The 17471-nt window shown below is 41.8% G+C and carries 12 protein-coding genes; 6 read left to right on the top strand and 6 right to left on the bottom strand.

The window, feature by feature from the left end:
• Positions 1–4: 4 nt before the first annotated feature.
• Entirely contained in the window at positions 5–205 is a 201-nt protein-coding gene (locus HBH39_RS16015) for a cell division protein ZapB (RefSeq protein ID WP_167679661.1), read from the bottom strand.
• Between the two features lie 212 nt (positions 206–417).
• Between HBH39_RS16015 and HBH39_RS16010 the strand changes: the two genes are divergently transcribed.
• Positions 418–765, top strand: coding sequence for a RidA family protein (locus tag HBH39_RS16010; protein WP_167679660.1), 348 nt, complete (start codon positions 418–420; stop codon positions 763–765).
• Between the two features lie 137 nt (positions 766–902).
• Positions 903–1994, top strand: coding sequence for a branched-chain amino acid aminotransferase (locus HBH39_RS16005; protein WP_167679659.1), 1092 nt, complete (start codon positions 903–905; stop codon positions 1992–1994).
• Between the two features lie 92 nt (positions 1995–2086).
• Here the strand turns inward: HBH39_RS16005 and HBH39_RS16000 are convergent, their stop codons facing one another.
• The 5 genes from HBH39_RS16000 to ilvY all read right to left on the bottom strand — a co-directional run bounded on the left by HBH39_RS16000 (position 2087) and on the right by ilvY (position 11366).
• Complete coding sequence (locus HBH39_RS16000) at positions 2087–6547, bottom strand: EAL domain-containing protein (protein ID WP_167679658.1); 4461 nt, start codon at positions 6545–6547, stop codon at positions 2087–2089.
• A gap of 179 nt (positions 6548–6726) precedes the next feature.
• Complete coding sequence (locus HBH39_RS15995; RefSeq protein ID WP_167679657.1) at positions 6727–7677, bottom strand: acyltransferase; 951 nt, start codon at positions 7675–7677, stop codon at positions 6727–6729.
• Positions 7678–7682: 5 nt separating this feature from the next.
• Complete coding sequence (locus HBH39_RS15990) at positions 7683–8618, bottom strand: acyltransferase (protein WP_167679656.1); 936 nt, start codon at positions 8616–8618, stop codon at positions 7683–7685.
• Between the two features lie 75 nt (positions 8619–8693).
• Entirely contained in the window at positions 8694–10217 is a 1524-nt protein-coding gene (locus tag HBH39_RS15985; protein WP_167679655.1) for a YifB family Mg chelatase-like AAA ATPase, read from the bottom strand.
• A 276-nt stretch (positions 10218–10493) separates the two neighbouring features.
• Positions 10494–11366: an HTH-type transcriptional activator IlvY gene (gene ilvY / locus HBH39_RS15980; RefSeq protein ID WP_167679654.1), complete on the bottom strand. Its 873-nt coding sequence runs from the start codon at positions 11364–11366 to the stop codon at positions 10494–10496.
• Positions 11367–11568: 202 nt separating this feature from the next.
• Between ilvY and ilvC the strand changes: the two genes are divergently transcribed.
• The 4 genes from ilvC (at position 11569) to ilvD (ending at position 17468) form a co-directional block, all read left to right on the top strand.
• A complete protein-coding gene (gene ilvC / locus HBH39_RS15975; protein ID WP_167679653.1) occupies positions 11569–13050 on the top strand; it encodes a ketol-acid reductoisomerase in 1482 nt (493 codons plus the stop codon).
• Between the two features lie 545 nt (positions 13051–13595).
• The gene (ilvG, locus tag HBH39_RS15970) at positions 13596–15281 is read left to right on the top strand and encodes an acetolactate synthase 2 catalytic subunit (RefSeq protein ID WP_167679652.1); all 1686 of its coding nucleotides are present in this window, start codon (positions 13596–13598) and stop codon (positions 15279–15281) included.
• Positions 15281–15538: an acetolactate synthase 2 small subunit gene (gene ilvM / locus HBH39_RS15965; protein ID WP_167680120.1), complete on the top strand. Its 258-nt coding sequence runs from the start codon at positions 15281–15283 to the stop codon at positions 15536–15538. The genes ilvG and ilvM overlap by 1 nt, the downstream gene beginning before the upstream one ends.
• A gap of 70 nt (positions 15539–15608) precedes the next feature.
• Positions 15609–17468 carry a dihydroxy-acid dehydratase gene (gene ilvD / locus HBH39_RS15960; protein WP_167679651.1) on the top strand — a complete coding sequence of 620 codons (1860 nt, stop codon included), beginning with the start codon at positions 15609–15611 and terminating at the stop codon, positions 17466–17468.
• The last annotated feature ends 3 nt before the right edge of the window (positions 17469–17471 follow it).

Genomic DNA, 17471 nt, shown 5'->3' with positions numbered 1-17471 from the left:
ATCATTAATTATCGCTATTCAATAAACCAACAAGGCTGTTGACCTTATCACTCCATGAGTTAAGGTCTTGCTGCAATTGTTGGTTTTTTTCTGTTAGCTCAATATTCTTTTGCTTCTCTTCTTCAAGCTCCATTTTTAGTAGCTCAGCATTTTCTAGAGTTGCCTGGATTTTGGTTTCCAGTTGGGACAATAATTCAAGGCTCATGGGGAGTCCTATTGGTTTCTGGATGGAACCTTGATTCTAGCAGTGACAAGGCCTTGTAGAACAGTCTTTATCGCTAAGTGACCAAAAAATAGACTTAAAATAGTACTTTTTTGTATTTGCATGTGATTGTTACTCATTGGGGTACTGCGATTGTTCAAATCATGGTATTTTTTAACCATCCATTCTTAGTTAATTTTTGTTAAGAGCGCAGTATGATCAACCGAATCGATGTTCACCAACGCATGAGCAGTATTGTTATCCATAACCAAACGGTTTATTTGTGTGGCCAAGTTGCTACTGATAAATTTGCCGATATCACGACTCAAACCACAACAATGTTAAAAGAAGTCGATAAATTGCTGCTACAAGCCGGTAGTCAGCGAGATCATATTTTATCAGCCACTATTTATTTAAAAGATATGCAAGATTATGATGCAATGAATAAAGTGTGGGATAGCTGGTTGCCAGAGGGGCATGCACCAGCAAGAGCTTGTGTGCAAGCGGCTATCGCCGAGCCAGAGTACTTAGTGGAAGTCTCAGTTATCGCTGCAATCGTTTAAATTGAAAAAATATACTGATGCTTGTTACGTTGAATTGACGTAATCTTCGCTACGATATCCAGGCTTTTAGCTGTGATTACTTGACTTTGTTATCCGGCATCCATAGTCTGCAAGCTCAGTTTTTAAGGTGGTATGCAATGGACATAAAATATAATTTAAAACCCGCTTCAGAGCGCCGCACTGAGCAGTTTACTCCAGAAGGTAATGTTGGCTTTGGTAAGCTACGTACTGACCATATGTTTTTAATGGATTACCGTGATGGGCAGTGGTGTGATCCGCGTATTGTGCCTTATGGACCATTCGAAATGGCACCCGGTGCAATGTCTTTGCATTATGGGCAATCCATTTTTGAGGGCGCTAAAGCCTTTATGCATGATGATGGTGAGATTTATACGTTTCGCTTGAACAAAAATGCTGAGCGAATGAACAATTCTGCAAATATTGTTTGTATTCCAAATATTGATGAGGCAATGCAGTTAAAAGCCATTAATGCATTAATTGATGTAGAGCGCTTATGGTTTCCAATGCAAGAAGGGGCATGTTTATATATTCGTCCTTTTATCTTTGCCACTGAAGACCGTTTATCTGTTAGTCCTAGTCAACAATACACCTTTTGCGTCATGTTAAGCCCATCGGGTGCATATTATGCCGCAGGTGTGAATGACGGTATTCGTTTGCTAATTACCACAAAGTTTCACCGAGCTGTATCGGGTGGAACTGGAGCATCAAAAGCCGCAGGTAATTATGCTGCTTCGCTGCGTGCTGGTAAGGCTGCTGCAGAGTATGGCGCAGCGCAAGTCTTGTATCTAGATGCCACTAATCAACAAATTGAAGAAGTGGGCGCAATGAACCATTTCCATATTCTGAAAGATGGTACCGTGATTATTCCCAAGTTTACTGACACCATTTTGAAGTCGATTACCTCGCAATCCATTATGGATATGAGTGAGATGCTAGGTTGTCAAGTTCGTCAAGAAACTGTCATGTTAGATAAGTTTATTGCGGATATCGAGTCTGGTGAAATTATCGAGGCCGGTGGCTTTGGCACTGCGGCGGTGGTTTCACCTGTGACGTCATATATTTTTGAAGATAACCGTATATTAACGGTTGGTGACGGTAAAGTTGGTAAGCATATTAAAAAGATTTATCAAGTCTTTACTGATATGCAAAAAGGCAAAATAGCTGGCCCAGACGGTTGGGTAAAACGTGTTGAGCGTGTTGAACCTTAATTGTTAAGCACATTCAAAAAAGGCTCTTTGGAGCCTTTTTTGTTGTGAGTGAGTTTATCTGACTTAATTGAAACAGCATGGCCTAGGTAAACTTATGATTGTTCTTGTTGTAATCGAGCTAAGCAGTCATCAGCAGCTAATGGCTTGCTCAGTAAGAAACCTTGGACTTGATCACAGCCCCCTTTGCGTAAAAAAGCCAATTGTTCATTGGTTTCTACTCCTTCAGCAACTACATTCAATTCTAAGCTGTGAGCTAAGGTGATAATTGCACTGGTAATCGCTGCGTCATCTGGGTCTTCGATGATATCCCTGACAAACTCCCGATCAATTTTTAATGTGTCGATAGGAAAGCGTTTTAAGTAACTTAAACTTGAGTAGCCTGTACCAAAGTCATCGATAGATATGGTTAAACCGATCGCTTTGAGCTGGTTTAAAATTTTAACTGAATCTTGTGGATTACCCATGATCATTGATTCAGTTAACTCTAACTCCAGAGCGCTTGCTGGTAAGCCTGATACGGCAAGTGCGACCTCAATGGTCGGAATGATGTCGGCTCTTAATTGTCTTGCCGATAAGTTAACAGCAACTGAAATATGTTCAAACCCATGTTGATGCCATTTAGCAAGTTGGCTACAGGCTTGATTTATTGCCCAGTGGCCAATTTCATTTATCATACCTGTTTCTTCTGCTAAAGGAATAAACTCTGCCGGGGAGATAAATCCGAGTTCTTTACTATGCCAGCGAAGCAGGGCTTCTAAGCCAATTATTTTTTCAGTTTTAACATCAAATTTAGGCTGGTAAACCAAAGATAACTCTTTTAGCTCAATTGCCTGTTTTAGACCCGCTTCGAGTTCAACATGGCGAGTGGCGTATTGGTTTAACTGAGATGTATAAAACTGGAAGTTATTTCGTCCAAGTGATTTAGCATGGTACATGGCCGTATCTGCAAACTTAATTAGCGAAGTTGTCTCAGTCGCATCGTCAGGGTATAGACTGATGCCTATGGAAGGCGAAATGGTAAGGGTTTTATCGTCTAATAAAAAAGGCTGTTCAAATGCTTGTAGTACTTTGTCGGCAATAATGGTTACAGCTTCAGATTTTTTAACTCCTTCCAAAATAAGGGTAAATTCATCCCCGCCAAGTCTTGCCACTGTGTCTCCCTCGCGAACCGCATTTTGTAATCGGCTTGACACGGCTTTTAATAATAAATCGCCTATGTGATGTCCCATAGAATCATTGATAAGTTTAAAGCGATCTAAATCTAAAAACAGCAATGCCACAATTTGCTGATTACGATGTGCTTTGGTGATGGCGTGATTCAGCCTGTCTTGAAACAAGGTGCGATTTGGTAAGCCTGTCAAGGGGTCAAAATTGGCTAGCACTCGTAAATCTTCTTCAGCCTTTTTACGTGAAGTAATATCTGTAAATACAGCAACAAAGTGGCTGGTTTCCCCTTTATTATCGATAACTTGGTTGATCTCTAACCAAGCTAAAATGCCTTTGCGATTTTGGGTGCGAATAAGAATTTCGCCAGCCCAATGCTTATGGCGAAGTAATTGAGCTTCAACACTTAGATAAAAATCTCGGGTTTGTTTGCCTAGCGCCAAATATAAGAAGTGTTTGCCTGCAACTTGTTTATGACTAAAACCGGTAATACGGCTAAAAGCGGGATTGACGGAGCGAATACGATAATCCAACTCGCCAACTACCACAGCTTCGTTCATGCTAAATAGCACTTGCGATGACAGTTTTAATTCATTTTCAGTTTCTTTTCGACTGGTGATGTCTTTATGGGTGCCAGCCATGCGGATGGGTTCATTTTTGTTGTTGCGTTCAACCACTTGACCTCGGTCCAATAACCATGACCATTTACCCGGTTCGGATTGTACGCGGTATTCCGCTTCAAAAAATTCGCTGTGCCCTTCTAAATGGTCTTGTAATAGTTTTTCGACTCTAGGTTTGTCTTCCTGGTGAATATTGTCAATGAGCGATTTTTGCATAGACTCTTGACTAACATTTGGCACCACATTGGTACGATAGACTTTATTTTCTTTAATGTTCCAGTCCCACATGCCATCACCAGAAGCCCAAAGTGCTAATTTTAAGCGTTCTTCTGATGCTTGAATGCTTTGTTCGAATTCTCGTTGCTTTTCTAGCTTGTTATGGCGCGAATACATCATATAGCCAAGTAAACAAAGTCCGATAACCCCGTATAGTAAGTAGGCCAAATGACTCATGTAAAAAGGTGGAACAACAGCAAGTTGAACCGTTAATGCGTATTCATCAAATGCGTTACCCCCTAAAGCGTGACGCACGATTAACTCGTAATTCCCTGGAGGCAGATTTGTGTAAGTAATATTATTATTGGATAAGTCATGCCAAGCGGAGTCAAAACCACTTAAAAAATAACTGAAACGATGTAAGTTGTTATAGCTAAAGTTGAGAGCGGAAACTTCAAAGGTGATGAGTTGTTTCTCGTAAGGCATTTCAATTTTTGGGGCATGGCTTAAATCTAAGATCGGGTAGCGAGTATCACCTATGGTGTATTTGGTTAAGGCAAGTTTTACCGGTTGTCGTGCTTTGGGAATATTATTGGGCTCAAAATAGTTTAAGCCATTAATTCCGCCAAACCACATGCTACCATCTTGCTCTTTGAAGCGAGATTCGCCATTAAATTCGTTAGCCTGTAAGCCTTCATAAATATTAAAAGTAGTAAACTTTTGAGTTGTTGGGTTGTAACGTGAAATACCTGAGTTGGTGCTTAACCAGATATTTTGTTCATTATCTTCCAATAATCCATAAACTGTGTTGCTGGCTAAATCACCGTTTACATCTAAACGTTGAAATTTAAAAATACCATAATCTGTGGTGAGTTTGTCTATACCACTATGAGTCGCTACCCAAAAGTCACCATTTTTAGTGCGTAAAAAGTCTCGCACACGGTTGTCACTTAAACTAAAAGGATTGTCGGGTTCGTTGCTGACAAAGACTAATTGTTTTTCTTCTGGTTTTAATCTGACTAGCCCTCCCATTGTTCCTATCCAAAGATAACCTTCACTGGCATGGAGGGTGATGATTTGATATTGATATGGAGAGTATTCTTTTTGGAAACCAAAGTTATAAGGCAACATTTGTTGCTTTGTTCGAGAAATAAAATATAAGCCGAGATCACTTGCAATCCACACGCGTTTTTTATCATCTATTGCTAAACTGCGAAAGTGGGTGTCGTTATGTAAACTGGGATCTTTGGGTTTGATTTGAATGAGGGTGTCTTGTGGATCTAATGTAAATACCCCCATGTTGGTTGCGATCCATAGGGTTTTAGCATCATCTTCTAAGATATCGGTAATATGTAGGTTAAGTTCAGGTTCTGGAATATTCAATAACTCTGAAAATTGTTTGTTTAGGTACACATATTGTAAATCTGTGTTCAAGTATTTAAGACCTGCACCATCTGTGCCTATCCATAAACGTTGTTTATGATCTCGATAGATAGTCCGGATCATATTACCGACGCGAGGGTTTACATCTGTTGCGTCATACAAATGACTAAAGTATTGATGATTTAAATTCAGTTTATCAATACCTGAGTAGCTGGTGCCTAACCATAAAATGCCGTTAGGGTCTAACATCAAAGTTTGTAGAGTGTTTTCACTGAGCGTGTTGCGCTTATTTGGTTGATATTTATGGTGGGTGCTTTGCCAATGTTTGCCATCAAAACCTAATTGAATTAAACCAGAGTTATCACCTATCGCCCAAATTTGATTTGAATTATTAACAATAAAGTCATTGATACTATTTAATTGACCTGAGCTTGGTCGCTGCCAAATAAGCTCTTTTTGGTGGGTATCTAAATTGTAGCGCCAGATTTGGTTCTCGATAGCCAGCCAAACTGCAAAGATTGATGTTGCCCTAATGCGATTAACTTGCATATCACTGGGAATATCTAAACGGTTAATCGTATTACTATCAATAGCGTAGGTCCCACCCATTTTTGTACCTACGATAAGAAATTTATCATCCACATTAGCTAAACTGGTGATTTGAGGCTCTAATTGGCTACCTAGGCTAATTGGGTTAGTTTTAAAGGTCTTTAATGACATGGAGTATAACCCAAGACGGGTACCAATCCATAGGCTGTCACCAATCACAGCAAGCTGGGTAATTTGACGATTCTTTGTACTATTGCCTAAGTTGAAGCGGGTAAATTTACCTGTTTTGAGATCTAAGCGGTTAAGGCCATTGTTAAATGTTCCTATCCATAAACTACCATCAGGGGATTGCAAAATATCAGTAATATAGTTATCTGAGATAGTGTCAGGGTCATCTGAACGCTTGAGGTACAAAGTAAAATCAACGCCATTATAACTATGCAAGCCATCTTGAGTGCCTATCCACAACATGCCAGCGCTGTCCATAAATAGCTTAGTTATGGTGTTTTGGTTGAGGCCTAGTTGGGGATTAAAACGTTCAAATTTGATTTCACTAATACTGTCATATTTACCCTGTGACTGAGCCATACTAGGCGACGCTAATACAAGTGTAAGCAGCATTATGTTGGAACAGATAGTTGCAAGTATTCGTGAAATCAAACGACACCTTTGGTTTATATTTTTTATCTTTGCTAAATTTTCAATACTATTTTTAGAAGCATTGAAAATTCAATTATTAATCAATCGACGACATACAAATGTGATCATGAGCTAGCTGACTCAGATTATAGTTCAGATTATTAATGGTGCTGTGTGTTTTTTGTGTCTGATTGTGCCATTTTCTCATTGGTGTATTGCAGCATAATACTTTGGATTTGTTTATCTTTCTCTAACCAAAGATCATTTAACCAGCGTTGAAAGTCTACTCGGTAATCGGCTTGAGAGAAATAAGCTTTAGCGTCAACCTGTGGTACAGGCAAAACTTCAACTTTCATTACGACTTTTCTCACCCGCCCGTTCATGACACCAAACAACACATCTTCGTCAGGGGTTGAGTCAGGGTAAACTAGGGTGATGTTCAGTAGGTTGGTAAATTGCTCACCCATTGCAGACAAGGTAAATGCGATACCGCCAGCTTTAGCGCGTAATAAATGTTGGTAAGGTGATTGTTGGCGTTGCTGCTTTTCTTGAGTAAAGCGGCTACCTTCTACATAGTTAATGATAGAGGTGGGCAAGTGCTTAAAGCGTTCGCATGCTTTACGTGTTGTGGCCAAATCTTTGCCCTTTAACTTGGGGTTTTTCTTTAATTTAGCAGGGCTAGTGCGATGCATAAAGGGCATGTCTAGCGCCCAGCAGCCAAGTCCCATAATAGGAACATATAACAGTTCTTTTTTTAGAAAAAACTTTAGCATTGGGATATGGTTTCGAAGTAAATAGGTTTGTGCAGCAATGTCAAAACCACTGATATGATTGCTAATTAATAAGTACCAACCATTTTTGTCTAGCTGTTCTAAACCTTCAACGTCCCATTCCATTTTTGAAATTAGCGCTAAAATCCCACCATTACAAACAGCCCAGCACCACATGAATCGGTTCATGATATGCGATAATCCAAGTCGCACCGTTTTAATGGGAAGTAGTAGTTTAATGATGCCGCCAATCGTCAGCAATGAGCCCCATATAGTGGTATTTATAATGAGTAATGTCAGGCTAATAGTAAATAATATTGGGCCTGGTAAAAACGATAGCATCGACTTTATCCTTTTTGCTTTGCTTGAGTGCTTTTTGAAACCTTAACTATATCGATAGCAGAGCTTTGTTTAAATTGAGTTAATTGCTGATCTTTTTGCTGCCAGATTTGATTTAATTGTTCCTGAAAATCAATTTTAAATTGGCGATCATTAATATAATCTCCGCGCATCCTTGTTGGAATGTCACTGATTTGAATATCAACTTTAATATGCTTGGTTTGACCGCATAAGTATTCCCAAAAAGATGGCACTTTTTCGGGATAGTAAATAGTAACATTGACTAACTTATTAATATGTTCACCCATGGCGGATAAAGCGAAAGCCATCCCCCCAGCTTTGGGTTTTAATAAATGTTGATATGGCGAATCTTGTTTTTGATGCTTAGTAGGGTTTATTCGAGTGCCTTCGACAAAGTTCATAACGCTTACTGGCTTTGTTTTGAATTTTTCGCAGGCTTTGCGGGTTATTTCAATATCTTTGCCTTTTAGTTTTGGGTTTTTTCGCAGTTTTGCGTTGCTGTAACGGCGCATAAATGGAAAATCAAGCGCCCACCAAGCTAACCCGAGCACTGGCACATATAACAATTGCTGTTTGAGAAAGAACTTTAGGAACGGAATTTTTCCATTGAGTAGGCGTTGTAAGACTAAAATATCAACCCATGATTGATGATTAGCAATTACCATATACCATTGCTTTTTATCAAAGTCGTTAGAGCCAGTCACTTCAAATTTTACGGGATGAAACAGCTTTTCAGTCAAGGTGTTAACACTTATCCATGCCGAGGCACAATGGTCGACCACGTAACTACAAACCTTATCAATCCAATTCAAAGGAATAAGCTTTATTATTCCAAAAGTTAAGATAGGAATAACCCAAAAGAGTGTATTAATGACATAGCATAAGAATGCTAAAGATCCTTTTATTTGCGAAAACAACGACATTTACCCCTCCTATAAATGGAGACCTATGTTACTCGTAGATGGGCATTTGCTCAATCGGTAGTGGTTTTAATTTTGCTATTGTCGACTTAAACTTGCTAGTAGCCTGTCCATGGCGCGATAACCTAATGCTTGAGCGATATGACTACGGTCAGTATTCACGCTGTTTTGTAAATCAGCAATGCTACGAGCAACGCGCTGGATCCGATGAAAGCTGCGTACTGATAAGCCTAATTTCACAACACTTTGTTCTAGAAATGCTAAGTCGTTTTGGCTGATCCCACTGTGTTGTTTTAATTGTTTTGGGCTTAATTCACTATTTAACACGCCACTTCGCTGTAATTGCAGATCTCGGGCAAGTTGTACTCGTTTGGCAATGGTCGCGCTGGTTTCAGTTGCTGTGTGATTTTGAGTTAACGAACCCGCCGGCAATTTGGGTACATCAATGGTTAAATCAAAGCGATCTAAAAAAGGTCCTGACAAGCGCGATAAATAACGCATAATTTGATCCGGGGTGGCTCTGGCATGTTCGGTGTCGCCGCAAGGACTAGGGTTCATTGCGGCAATTAATTGAAAGCGGCTTGAAAAAGTTAGCTTTGCTGCCGCCCTTGATATAACGACTTCGCCGGTTTCCATTGGCTCACGTAAACAGTCGAGTACTTTTCTTGGAAATTCGGCTATTTCATCTAAAAAAAGAATCCCGCGATGTGCTAGCGATATCTCGCCGGGTTTGGGGTGGCTTCCTCCGCCCACTAACGATATTGATGAGCAAGTATGATGTGGTGCACGAAACGGTCGATTTAAAAAATTGTGCGGTTTAATTGTTAATGCCGCAACCGAATGAATGGCGGCCACTTCAATGGCTTCTTCATAAGATAACTTGGGCATTAAAGGGATAATACGATTGGCTAACATGGACTTACCTGTACCTGGCGGACCCAGCATTAACATATTGTGGCCACCGGCGGCTGCAATTTCTAGTGCATGCTTGGCTTGATGCTGGCCAATCACTTCGCTCATACAGAGATAGCGATCATCTTCGGGTTCATCCTCAATCCATTGCGGTAAATTATCTAATCTAGGTAACTCCGATTGGCCATGCATAAAAGCGGCTAGATGTTGTAAATGACTGACAAAATAGCAGTGCTGATAGCCTACTAATTCGGCTTCATAGCGATTATCCAATGGCATAAACAAGTGATGGTGCTGACTTTTAGCCGCTATAATTGCCGGCAAAATACCAGCGCAGGGCCTAATTTGGCCTGATAAGGCAAGCTCTCCAATAAATTCATATTGATTGAGGTGTTGACTAGGAATTTGTCCTGAGGCGGCTAAAATACCAATAGCAATGGGTAAATCGTATCGTCCCCCTTGTTTTGGTAAATCAGCAGGCGCAAGGTTGATGGTAATTCGTCGCTGTGGCATTTCAAATCCGGCATTGATCAATGCACTGCGAACTCTTTCTTTTGCTTCTCTGACAGACGTTTCGGGCAGTCCCACTAAATTAAAAGCGGGTAATCCATTGCTCAGATGAACCTCAACGGTGACTTTGGGGGCTTCTACGCCACAACAGGCGCGGGTGTTTACGCAGGCAATTGCCATTAACAAATCCTTTTGTTTATATCCTGATCCTGAGGATGTTTTAATTTGCTGGTGAGTGACTTGATTTATCGGTATCGATAAATGCCTGTCTAAGTGTAGCCTAATATTTTTTAATTGGTGTGTTTGGGGTTATTAGGCGTGTTAGTGAGTAAATATGTTAGGCCAACCTTAACTGTTAAATTTAGTCGAGCATACTCATCATTATGCTTTAACTTTACTGCACGGATTGATGCTTTCGCCTTCAGGTTTACTCTAAAGGCGATTTATTGGTCGAGGTTATATTACCTGTAAAAAAGCATTGATTAGCGGATCATCAGTGCGTTTCTCTTTACAGCAACAACCTAAAATAAATCCGGGGATTTCAATGGGCGAGGCTATAAGTTGGATGCGTCCACGCACAGGACTGTTTTGAATGACGACTTCAGGGCTAATACCCACGCCACAACCTAACGCGACCATTGAGGCAATGGCTTCTTGCCCAGACACTTGAGCATAGATATTAGGCTTAAATCCCATTTGCTTAAACCAGTTATCCACACGGCGACGCCCTGGTCCATGGTCAGGAATAATAAACGGTAGTGCCTCCCAGTTAATGTTTTCTTGGTTAACCATTTGCTGAACTTGGCAAGGCATGGTCGGTGCAATAATCGATAATGGAACATGGTCTATTTTACTAAAGTGTAAGGTGGGCGCTAAGGTTTCGGGTAAGGCCATAATGGCAATATCGGCACGGTTTTGTTGTACTTCGTTAATTGAGTTAGCTGGGTCACCGGTGGTTAGAGTGATTTCTACATGGGGATGTTCACGACGGAATCTATCTAGCAAGCTAGGTAAATGACTATATGCTGCGGTAACAGAGCAAAATAAATTCAGCCTGCCGCGCAACACATTTTGCTGTGGATCAATTCGCTGTTTGAGCTGTGTCCATTCCGATAAGGTTTGTTCCGCAAAGCGTTTAAATTCAGTGCCAGCATGGGTGAGGCTAACACTGCGATTATCCCGTTCCAGTAATTTACTGCCCACTTCTTCTTCAAGACGCTGCATAGCCCGGCTTAATGTTGATGGGCTGACATGGGTTTGCTCGGCTGTTTTGGCAAAATGCAAACTATTGCATAAATGCAGATAAAGTTTTAGCGATCGAATATCCATAGCACCTCATATAGCAGCTTAATATTTATGTTGTTTGCTACAGCAAACTATACCATTTCACATATTGCAATAACAAATGTCAAATATATCATTTTAAGCAATCTAAAGCTTGCGCTATAGTGATTTCAATCACAACTTTTGATGGTCTGAATCGTCAAAATGTTGAGTGTCAAATTTCTGAATTGTATAGGTGGTATATCAGATGGCTAACTATTTTAACTCTTTGAATTTACGTCAGCAATTAGCCCAATTAGCTCAATGCCGCTTTATGGACCGCAGTGAATTTTTAGACGGCTGCAATTATATTAAAGATTGGAACATTGTGATTTTAGGTTGTGGTGCGCAAGGCCTTAACCAAGGTCTAAATATGCGTGACTCAGGCTTACAGATTTCTTTTGCATTACGCCCTCAAGCCATTGCAGAAAAACGTGCATCTTGGCAAAAAGCCACCGATAACGGTTTTAAGGTGGGCACCTTTGAAGAGCTGATTCCAGCTGCAGATTTAGTATTAAACCTAACGCCAGATAAGCAACATACCGACGTAGTAAACACAGTTATGCCGCTAATGAAGCAAGGTGCGACATTATCTTACTCGCACGGTTTTAATATTGTTGAAGAAGGCATGCAAGTTCGCCCTGATATTACCGTTATCATGGTTGCGCCTAAGTGCCCTGGCACGGAAGTGCGTGAAGAATATAAGCGTGGTTTTGGTGTGCCAACACTGATTGCTGTTCACCCTGAAAATGATCCTAACGGTGACGGATTAGACATTGCAAAAGCTTATGCTAGTGCTACCGGTGGTGATAGAGCTGGAGTGTTATTGTCATCATTCATTGCTGAAGTGAAGTCTGACTTAATGGGTGAGCAAACTATTTTATGTGGCATGTTACAAACAGGTGCTATTTTAGGTTACGAAAAAATGGTTGCCGATGGAGTTGAGCCAGGCTATGCCGCTAAGCTAATCCAGCAAGGTTGGGAAACCGTCACTGAAGCATTGAAGCATGGTGGTATCACTAACATGATGGACCGCTTATCAAACCCAGCTAAAATTAAAGCCTTTGATATGGCTGAAGAATTGAAAGAGATTTTAGCGCCATTATTTGAAAAGCACATGGACGACATTATCAGTGGTGAGTTTTCTCGCACTATGATGGCTGACTGGGCAAATGATGATGCCAATCTATTACGCTGGCGTGCTGAAACTAACGAAACCGCATTTGAAAATGCCCCCGTTTCGGATGTGCATATTGATGAGCAAGAATACTTCGATAAGGGTATTTTCTTAGTTGCGATGATCAAAGCCGGTGTTGAATTAGCCTTCGATACTATGGTGGCTGCAGGTATTGTTGAAGAGTCAGCTTACTATGAGTCTTTACATGAAACACCATTGATTGCTAACACGATTGCCCGTAAACGTTTATACGAAATGAACGTGGTAATTTCAGATACCGCTGAATATGGTTGTTACTTATTTAATCATGCCGCAGTACCGCTGTTGACTGATTATGTAAAAGCCATGTCACCAGAGTTTTTAGGTGCAGGCTTATCATCTACTTCAAATGGTGTTGATAATCGTCGTTTAATTGAAGTGAATGAGGCTATTCGCAATACAGATGTAGAGTTTGTTGGCGCTGAGCTTCGTGGCTACATGACAGATATGAAGCGTATTGTTGAAGCTAGCTAGTTTGTTGGCTGTCTATTTAAAAAGTTTTTGTAAAAATGTACTGATGTAGTACCTGTTCAGTTTAGGTTAAAAGATTAACCATGAGTTGTCGGACAGGCATCAATGAGGGTGGTATTTTCAGGTATATCACCCAAACAAATTTTTCTAGGTTGTTGATTGTTGCTATTTATGAACAGCCCTAGATGTTTAGTTTGTTGTTTGCATTGTCTCGGCAGGGAAGCTGAATTTTTTTTACAAAACCGATTTTTGCTTGTGTTAAGTAAACTATCTATGTTATCACTTGTTGCACAGTTGAAATTCAACAACACTTTTAGGAAATCAGTTCGATTATGTTTAACCAAACAGCCCTACTCATTATTGCAATTATTACCGTGGTGATTATTAAATCACAGCGGGGGCTGCATTTGGCAAAACGACTGACCTAATCGTCATCAAAATACCAAAACCCCCGCTCTGAAAGGACCGGGGGTTTTTTTGTTTTATGGTGTGATGAAAATCAATTCAAGGGATTACATTTTTTAATTGCGATAAGTAGAGATAACGATATGGAAGCAGGGCAGAAAATCAGAGGCGCAGATGCCGTCATCAAAGTGTTAGCCGCGCATGGTGCCACCACGGTATTTGGTTACCCAGGTGGCGCAATTATGCCAATTTATGATGCCCTCTATGGCAGCCCTGTTGAGCATTTGCTTAGTCGTCATGAGCAAGGGGCTGCATTTGCCGCATTAGGTTATGCCAGAGCCAGTGGCAAAACAGGCGTTTGTTTTGCAACCTCAGGCCCTGGTGCCACCAATTTAATTACCTCTCTTGCTGACGCACTATTAGATTCTGTGCCATTAGTAGCAATAACCGGTCAGGTATCAACGGCGGTGATTGGCACAGACGCATTTCAAGAAATCGATGTGTTGGGTATGTCGCTTTCATGTACCAAGCACAGTTTTATGGTGACTGATGTCAATGAGCTTATTCCTACTTTATATCGCGCCTTTGAAATTGCTGCCTCTGGTCGCCCAGGTCCTGTATTAGTCGATATTCCTAAAGATATACAACTGGCTGAGCTTGATTACAAAACGCCTTTACAGTCAGTAGAACTTGAGCCTGCTTTTAACTCAGCCGATATTCATGCCGCTGCTGAGTTAATCAAAAACGCTAAAAAGCCCATGCTGTATGTGGGAGGCGGTGTGGGTATGGCTGGCGCTGTGGGTCATTTACGTCAATTTATCGACCAAACCCAGATACCTTCAGTGGCTACTCTGAAAGGGCTTGGCAGTATAGCTCACGGCACTGATGGTTACCTTGGTATGTTGGGGATGCATGGTGGCAAAGCGGCAAACCTGGCTGTACAAGAATGTGATGCATTAATTGTGGTTGGCGCTCGTTTTGATGATCGGGTGACAGGGCGCTTAGCTAGCTTTGCCAGTCATGCCAAAGTGGTGCATTTAGATATTGACGCCGCTGAACTAGGCAAATTACGTCACGCAGACGTCGCGATAAGCGCAGAGTTGCGCCAAGTATTACCGGCATTGGCAGACGCGTTAGTCGACCAGATGAGTATTGAACCTTGGCGTAAGACTGTTTCCGACATGTCACGCGAACATCAATGGGACTACAATCACCCTGGGGAGCTGATATACGCCCCTGCCATGCTTAGGCGATTAGCCAATAAACTACCAGAAGACAGTGTTGTTAGTTGTGATGTGGGTCAGCATCAGATGTGGGTCGCTCAGCATATGTGGTTCCGTCGTCCCGAAGATCATTTATCCAGCGCTGGTCTTGGGACAATGGGCTTTGGTTTGCCTGCTGCTATTGGCGCTCAGGTTGCCCGCCCTGATGCGACAGTCGTAACGGTATCGGGCGACGGTTCATTTATGATGAATGTGCAAGAGTTAACGACCATTAAACGTCGTCAATTACCGGTTAAAATTTTACTTATCGATAATCAAAAGCTGGGTATGGTTAAGCAATGGCAACAGCTGTTTTTTGAAGAGCGTTACAGCGAAACCGACTTATCCGACAACCCTAATTTTGTCTTAATGGCATCAGCATTTGATATTCCGGGCCGAACCATTACCCGTGCCGAACAAGTTGAGCAAGCTTTAGATGACATGCTTAATAGCGAAGGCCCTTATATGCTGCATGTGGCGATTGACGACAGCTTTAATGTGTGGCCTTTAGTCCCGCCTGGGGCAAGTAATTGTGAGATGATGGACCAAATGGAGAAGCAAACATGATGATGCATAACCTAGAACTCACCGTGCAACAACGTCCTGAAGTGATTGAGCGCGTTTTACGTGTTACACGTCATCGCGGCTTTAAAATTACGCAAATGCAAATGCACACTAATGAAGATAGCAGCTTAGCGATTGAGCTGTGGGTTGAAGCAGAACGTGCGATTGAATTATTAAGCAATCAGTTAGATAAACTGATTGATGTGACTCAGTGTAAAGTGTCAACTATCGCGTCGTTAGATAAAACTGTTAACGCATAACCGAATTGTAAAATGATGCGCCTCGAAACAAATGGCGCACGACAAATCAACAATGAAAAGGAACTTATCAATGCCAAAATTACGCTCAGCAACCAGTACCGAAGGTCGTAACATGGCTGGCGCCCGTGCGCTATGGCGTGCAACCGGCGTGAAAGAAACCGATTTTGGTAAGCCTATTATTGCAATTGCCAACTCTTTTACCCAGTTTGTACCGGGTCATGTGCATTTAAAAGATATGGGCCAATTAGTGGCTGGCGCGATTGAAGAGGCCGGCGGGATTGCTAAAGAATTTAATACCATAGCCGTGGATGATGGTATTGCCATGGGACATGGGGGCATGCTTTATAGCTTGCCATCGCGCGAACTTATTGCTGACAGTGTTGAATACATGGTCAATGCCCACTGTGCAGATGCACTCGTGTGTATTTCTAACTGCGATAAAATCACTCCAGGCATGTTAATGGCGGCACTTAGATTAAATATCCCAGTGGTGTTTGTGTCTGGCGGCCCAATGGAAGCCGGAAAAACTAAGCTATCAGATAAAATCATCAAGCTTGATTTGGTTGATGCTATGGTCGCCGGTGCGGATACCAATGTTAGCGATGCCGACAGCAAACAAATTGAGCGGAGTGCTTGTCCAACTTGTGGCTCATGTTCTGGCATGTTTACCGCTAACTCAATGAACTGCTTAACCGAAGCATTAGGTTTATCACTGCCGGGTAATGGTTCGTTATTAGCGACCCATGCAGCGCGTCGAGAGCTATTTTTAGAAGCAGGTCGCCGAGTTATGGATCTGGCTACCCGTTATTATCGTGATGACGATGCCAGTGTATTGCCTCGTAGTATTGCCTCATTTAAAGCTTTTGAAAACGCCATGGCGCTAGATATCGCTATGGGTGGATCATCTAATACCGTATTGCACTTAATTGCTGCGGCCATAGAAGGCGAAGTCGATTTCACTATGGCTGATATCGATAGAATGTCACGTCAAGTGCCGCATCTTTGTAAAGTTGCGCCATCAACACCTAAATATCACATGGAAGATGTGCATCGAGCCGGAGGGGTCATGGGAATTCTAGGTGAGCTTGATAGAGCTGGTTTACTGCATACCGATGTATCGCACGTTGCAGCAGATAACGGCGGTAATTTAAAGTCGGTATTAGCCAAGTATGACATTGCCCAAACGCAAGATGAAGCGGTACGACGTTTTTACAGCGCCGGTCCAGCAGGCATTCCAACACAAACGGCTTTTAGTCAAGATTGCTATTGGGACAGTGTTGATGATGACCGTAAAGAAGGTTGTATTCGCACTCGTGAAAACGCCTTTAGCCAAGAAGGTGGTTTAGCTGTGCTGTCAGGTAATGTGGCTGAAAACGGCTGTATTGTAAAAACGGCTGGCGTTGATGAAGAAAACCTAACATTTGTGGGCACAGCAAGGATCTATGAAAGCCAAGATGACGCTGTAAAAGGAATTTTAGGTGGTGAGGTTGTTGCTGGTGATGTGGTGGTTATTCGCTATGAAGGCCCTAAAGGTGGCCCTGGTATGCAAGAAATGCTGTATCCAACGACTTACCTTAAGTCTCGTGGTTTAGGCAAAGCTTGCGCCTTGATCACTGATGGTCGTTTCTCTGGCGGTACTTCAGGGTTATCTATTGGTCATATTTCACCTGAAGCAGCATCTGGTGGCACCATTGCCTTGATAGAAAATGGCGATACCATTGAAATTGATATTCCTTCACGCTCAATCAAATTAGTTGTTTCAGATAGCGAGCTGGCTCGTCGTCGCCAAGCTATGGAGGCGAAAGGTCCATTAGCATGGAAACCGCTATCACGTGAGCGTTATGTTTCCTTGGCACTTAAGGCTTATGCTTTATTAGCCACCAGTGCTGATAAAGGCGCGGTACGTGATCGCAGTAAATTGGAAGGTTAATCT

This window comes from Shewanella aestuarii (assembly GCF_011765625.1).
GTDB classification, from domain to species: Bacteria; Pseudomonadota; Gammaproteobacteria; order Enterobacterales; family Shewanellaceae; genus Shewanella; species Shewanella aestuarii_A.
Note: the sequence above shows the minus strand (reverse complement) of the source record. Positions and strands in the feature narration are given on the sequence as shown.

Coding starts and splice junctions, on each gene's coding strand:
- HBH39_RS16015 (WP_167679661.1), bottom strand. CDS start 205: ATGAGCCTTGAATTATTGTCCCAACTGGAAACCAAAATCCAGGCAACT.
- HBH39_RS16010 (WP_167679660.1), top strand. CDS start 418: ATGATCAACCGAATCGATGTTCACCAACGCATGAGCAGTATTGTTATC.
- HBH39_RS16005 (WP_167679659.1), top strand. CDS start 903: ATGGACATAAAATATAATTTAAAACCCGCTTCAGAGCGCCGCACTGAG.
- HBH39_RS16000 (WP_167679658.1), bottom strand. CDS start 6,547: ATGCTGCTTACACTTGTATTAGCGTCGCCTAGTATGGCTCAGTCACAG.
- HBH39_RS15995 (WP_167679657.1), bottom strand. CDS start 7,677: ATGCTATCGTTTTTACCAGGCCCAATATTATTTACTATTAGCCTGACA.
- HBH39_RS15990 (WP_167679656.1), bottom strand. CDS start 8,618: ATGTCGTTGTTTTCGCAAATAAAAGGATCTTTAGCATTCTTATGCTAT.
- HBH39_RS15985 (WP_167679655.1), bottom strand. CDS start 10,217: ATGGCAATTGCCTGCGTAAACACCCGCGCCTGTTGTGGCGTAGAAGCC.
- ilvY (WP_167679654.1), bottom strand. CDS start 11,366: ATGGATATTCGATCGCTAAAACTTTATCTGCATTTATGCAATAGTTTG.
- ilvC (WP_167679653.1), top strand. CDS start 11,569: ATGGCTAACTATTTTAACTCTTTGAATTTACGTCAGCAATTAGCCCAA.
- ilvG (WP_167679652.1), top strand. CDS start 13,596: ATGGAAGCAGGGCAGAAAATCAGAGGCGCAGATGCCGTCATCAAAGTG.
- ilvM (WP_167680120.1), top strand. CDS start 15,281: ATGATGCATAACCTAGAACTCACCGTGCAACAACGTCCTGAAGTGATT.
- ilvD (WP_167679651.1), top strand. CDS start 15,609: ATGCCAAAATTACGCTCAGCAACCAGTACCGAAGGTCGTAACATGGCT.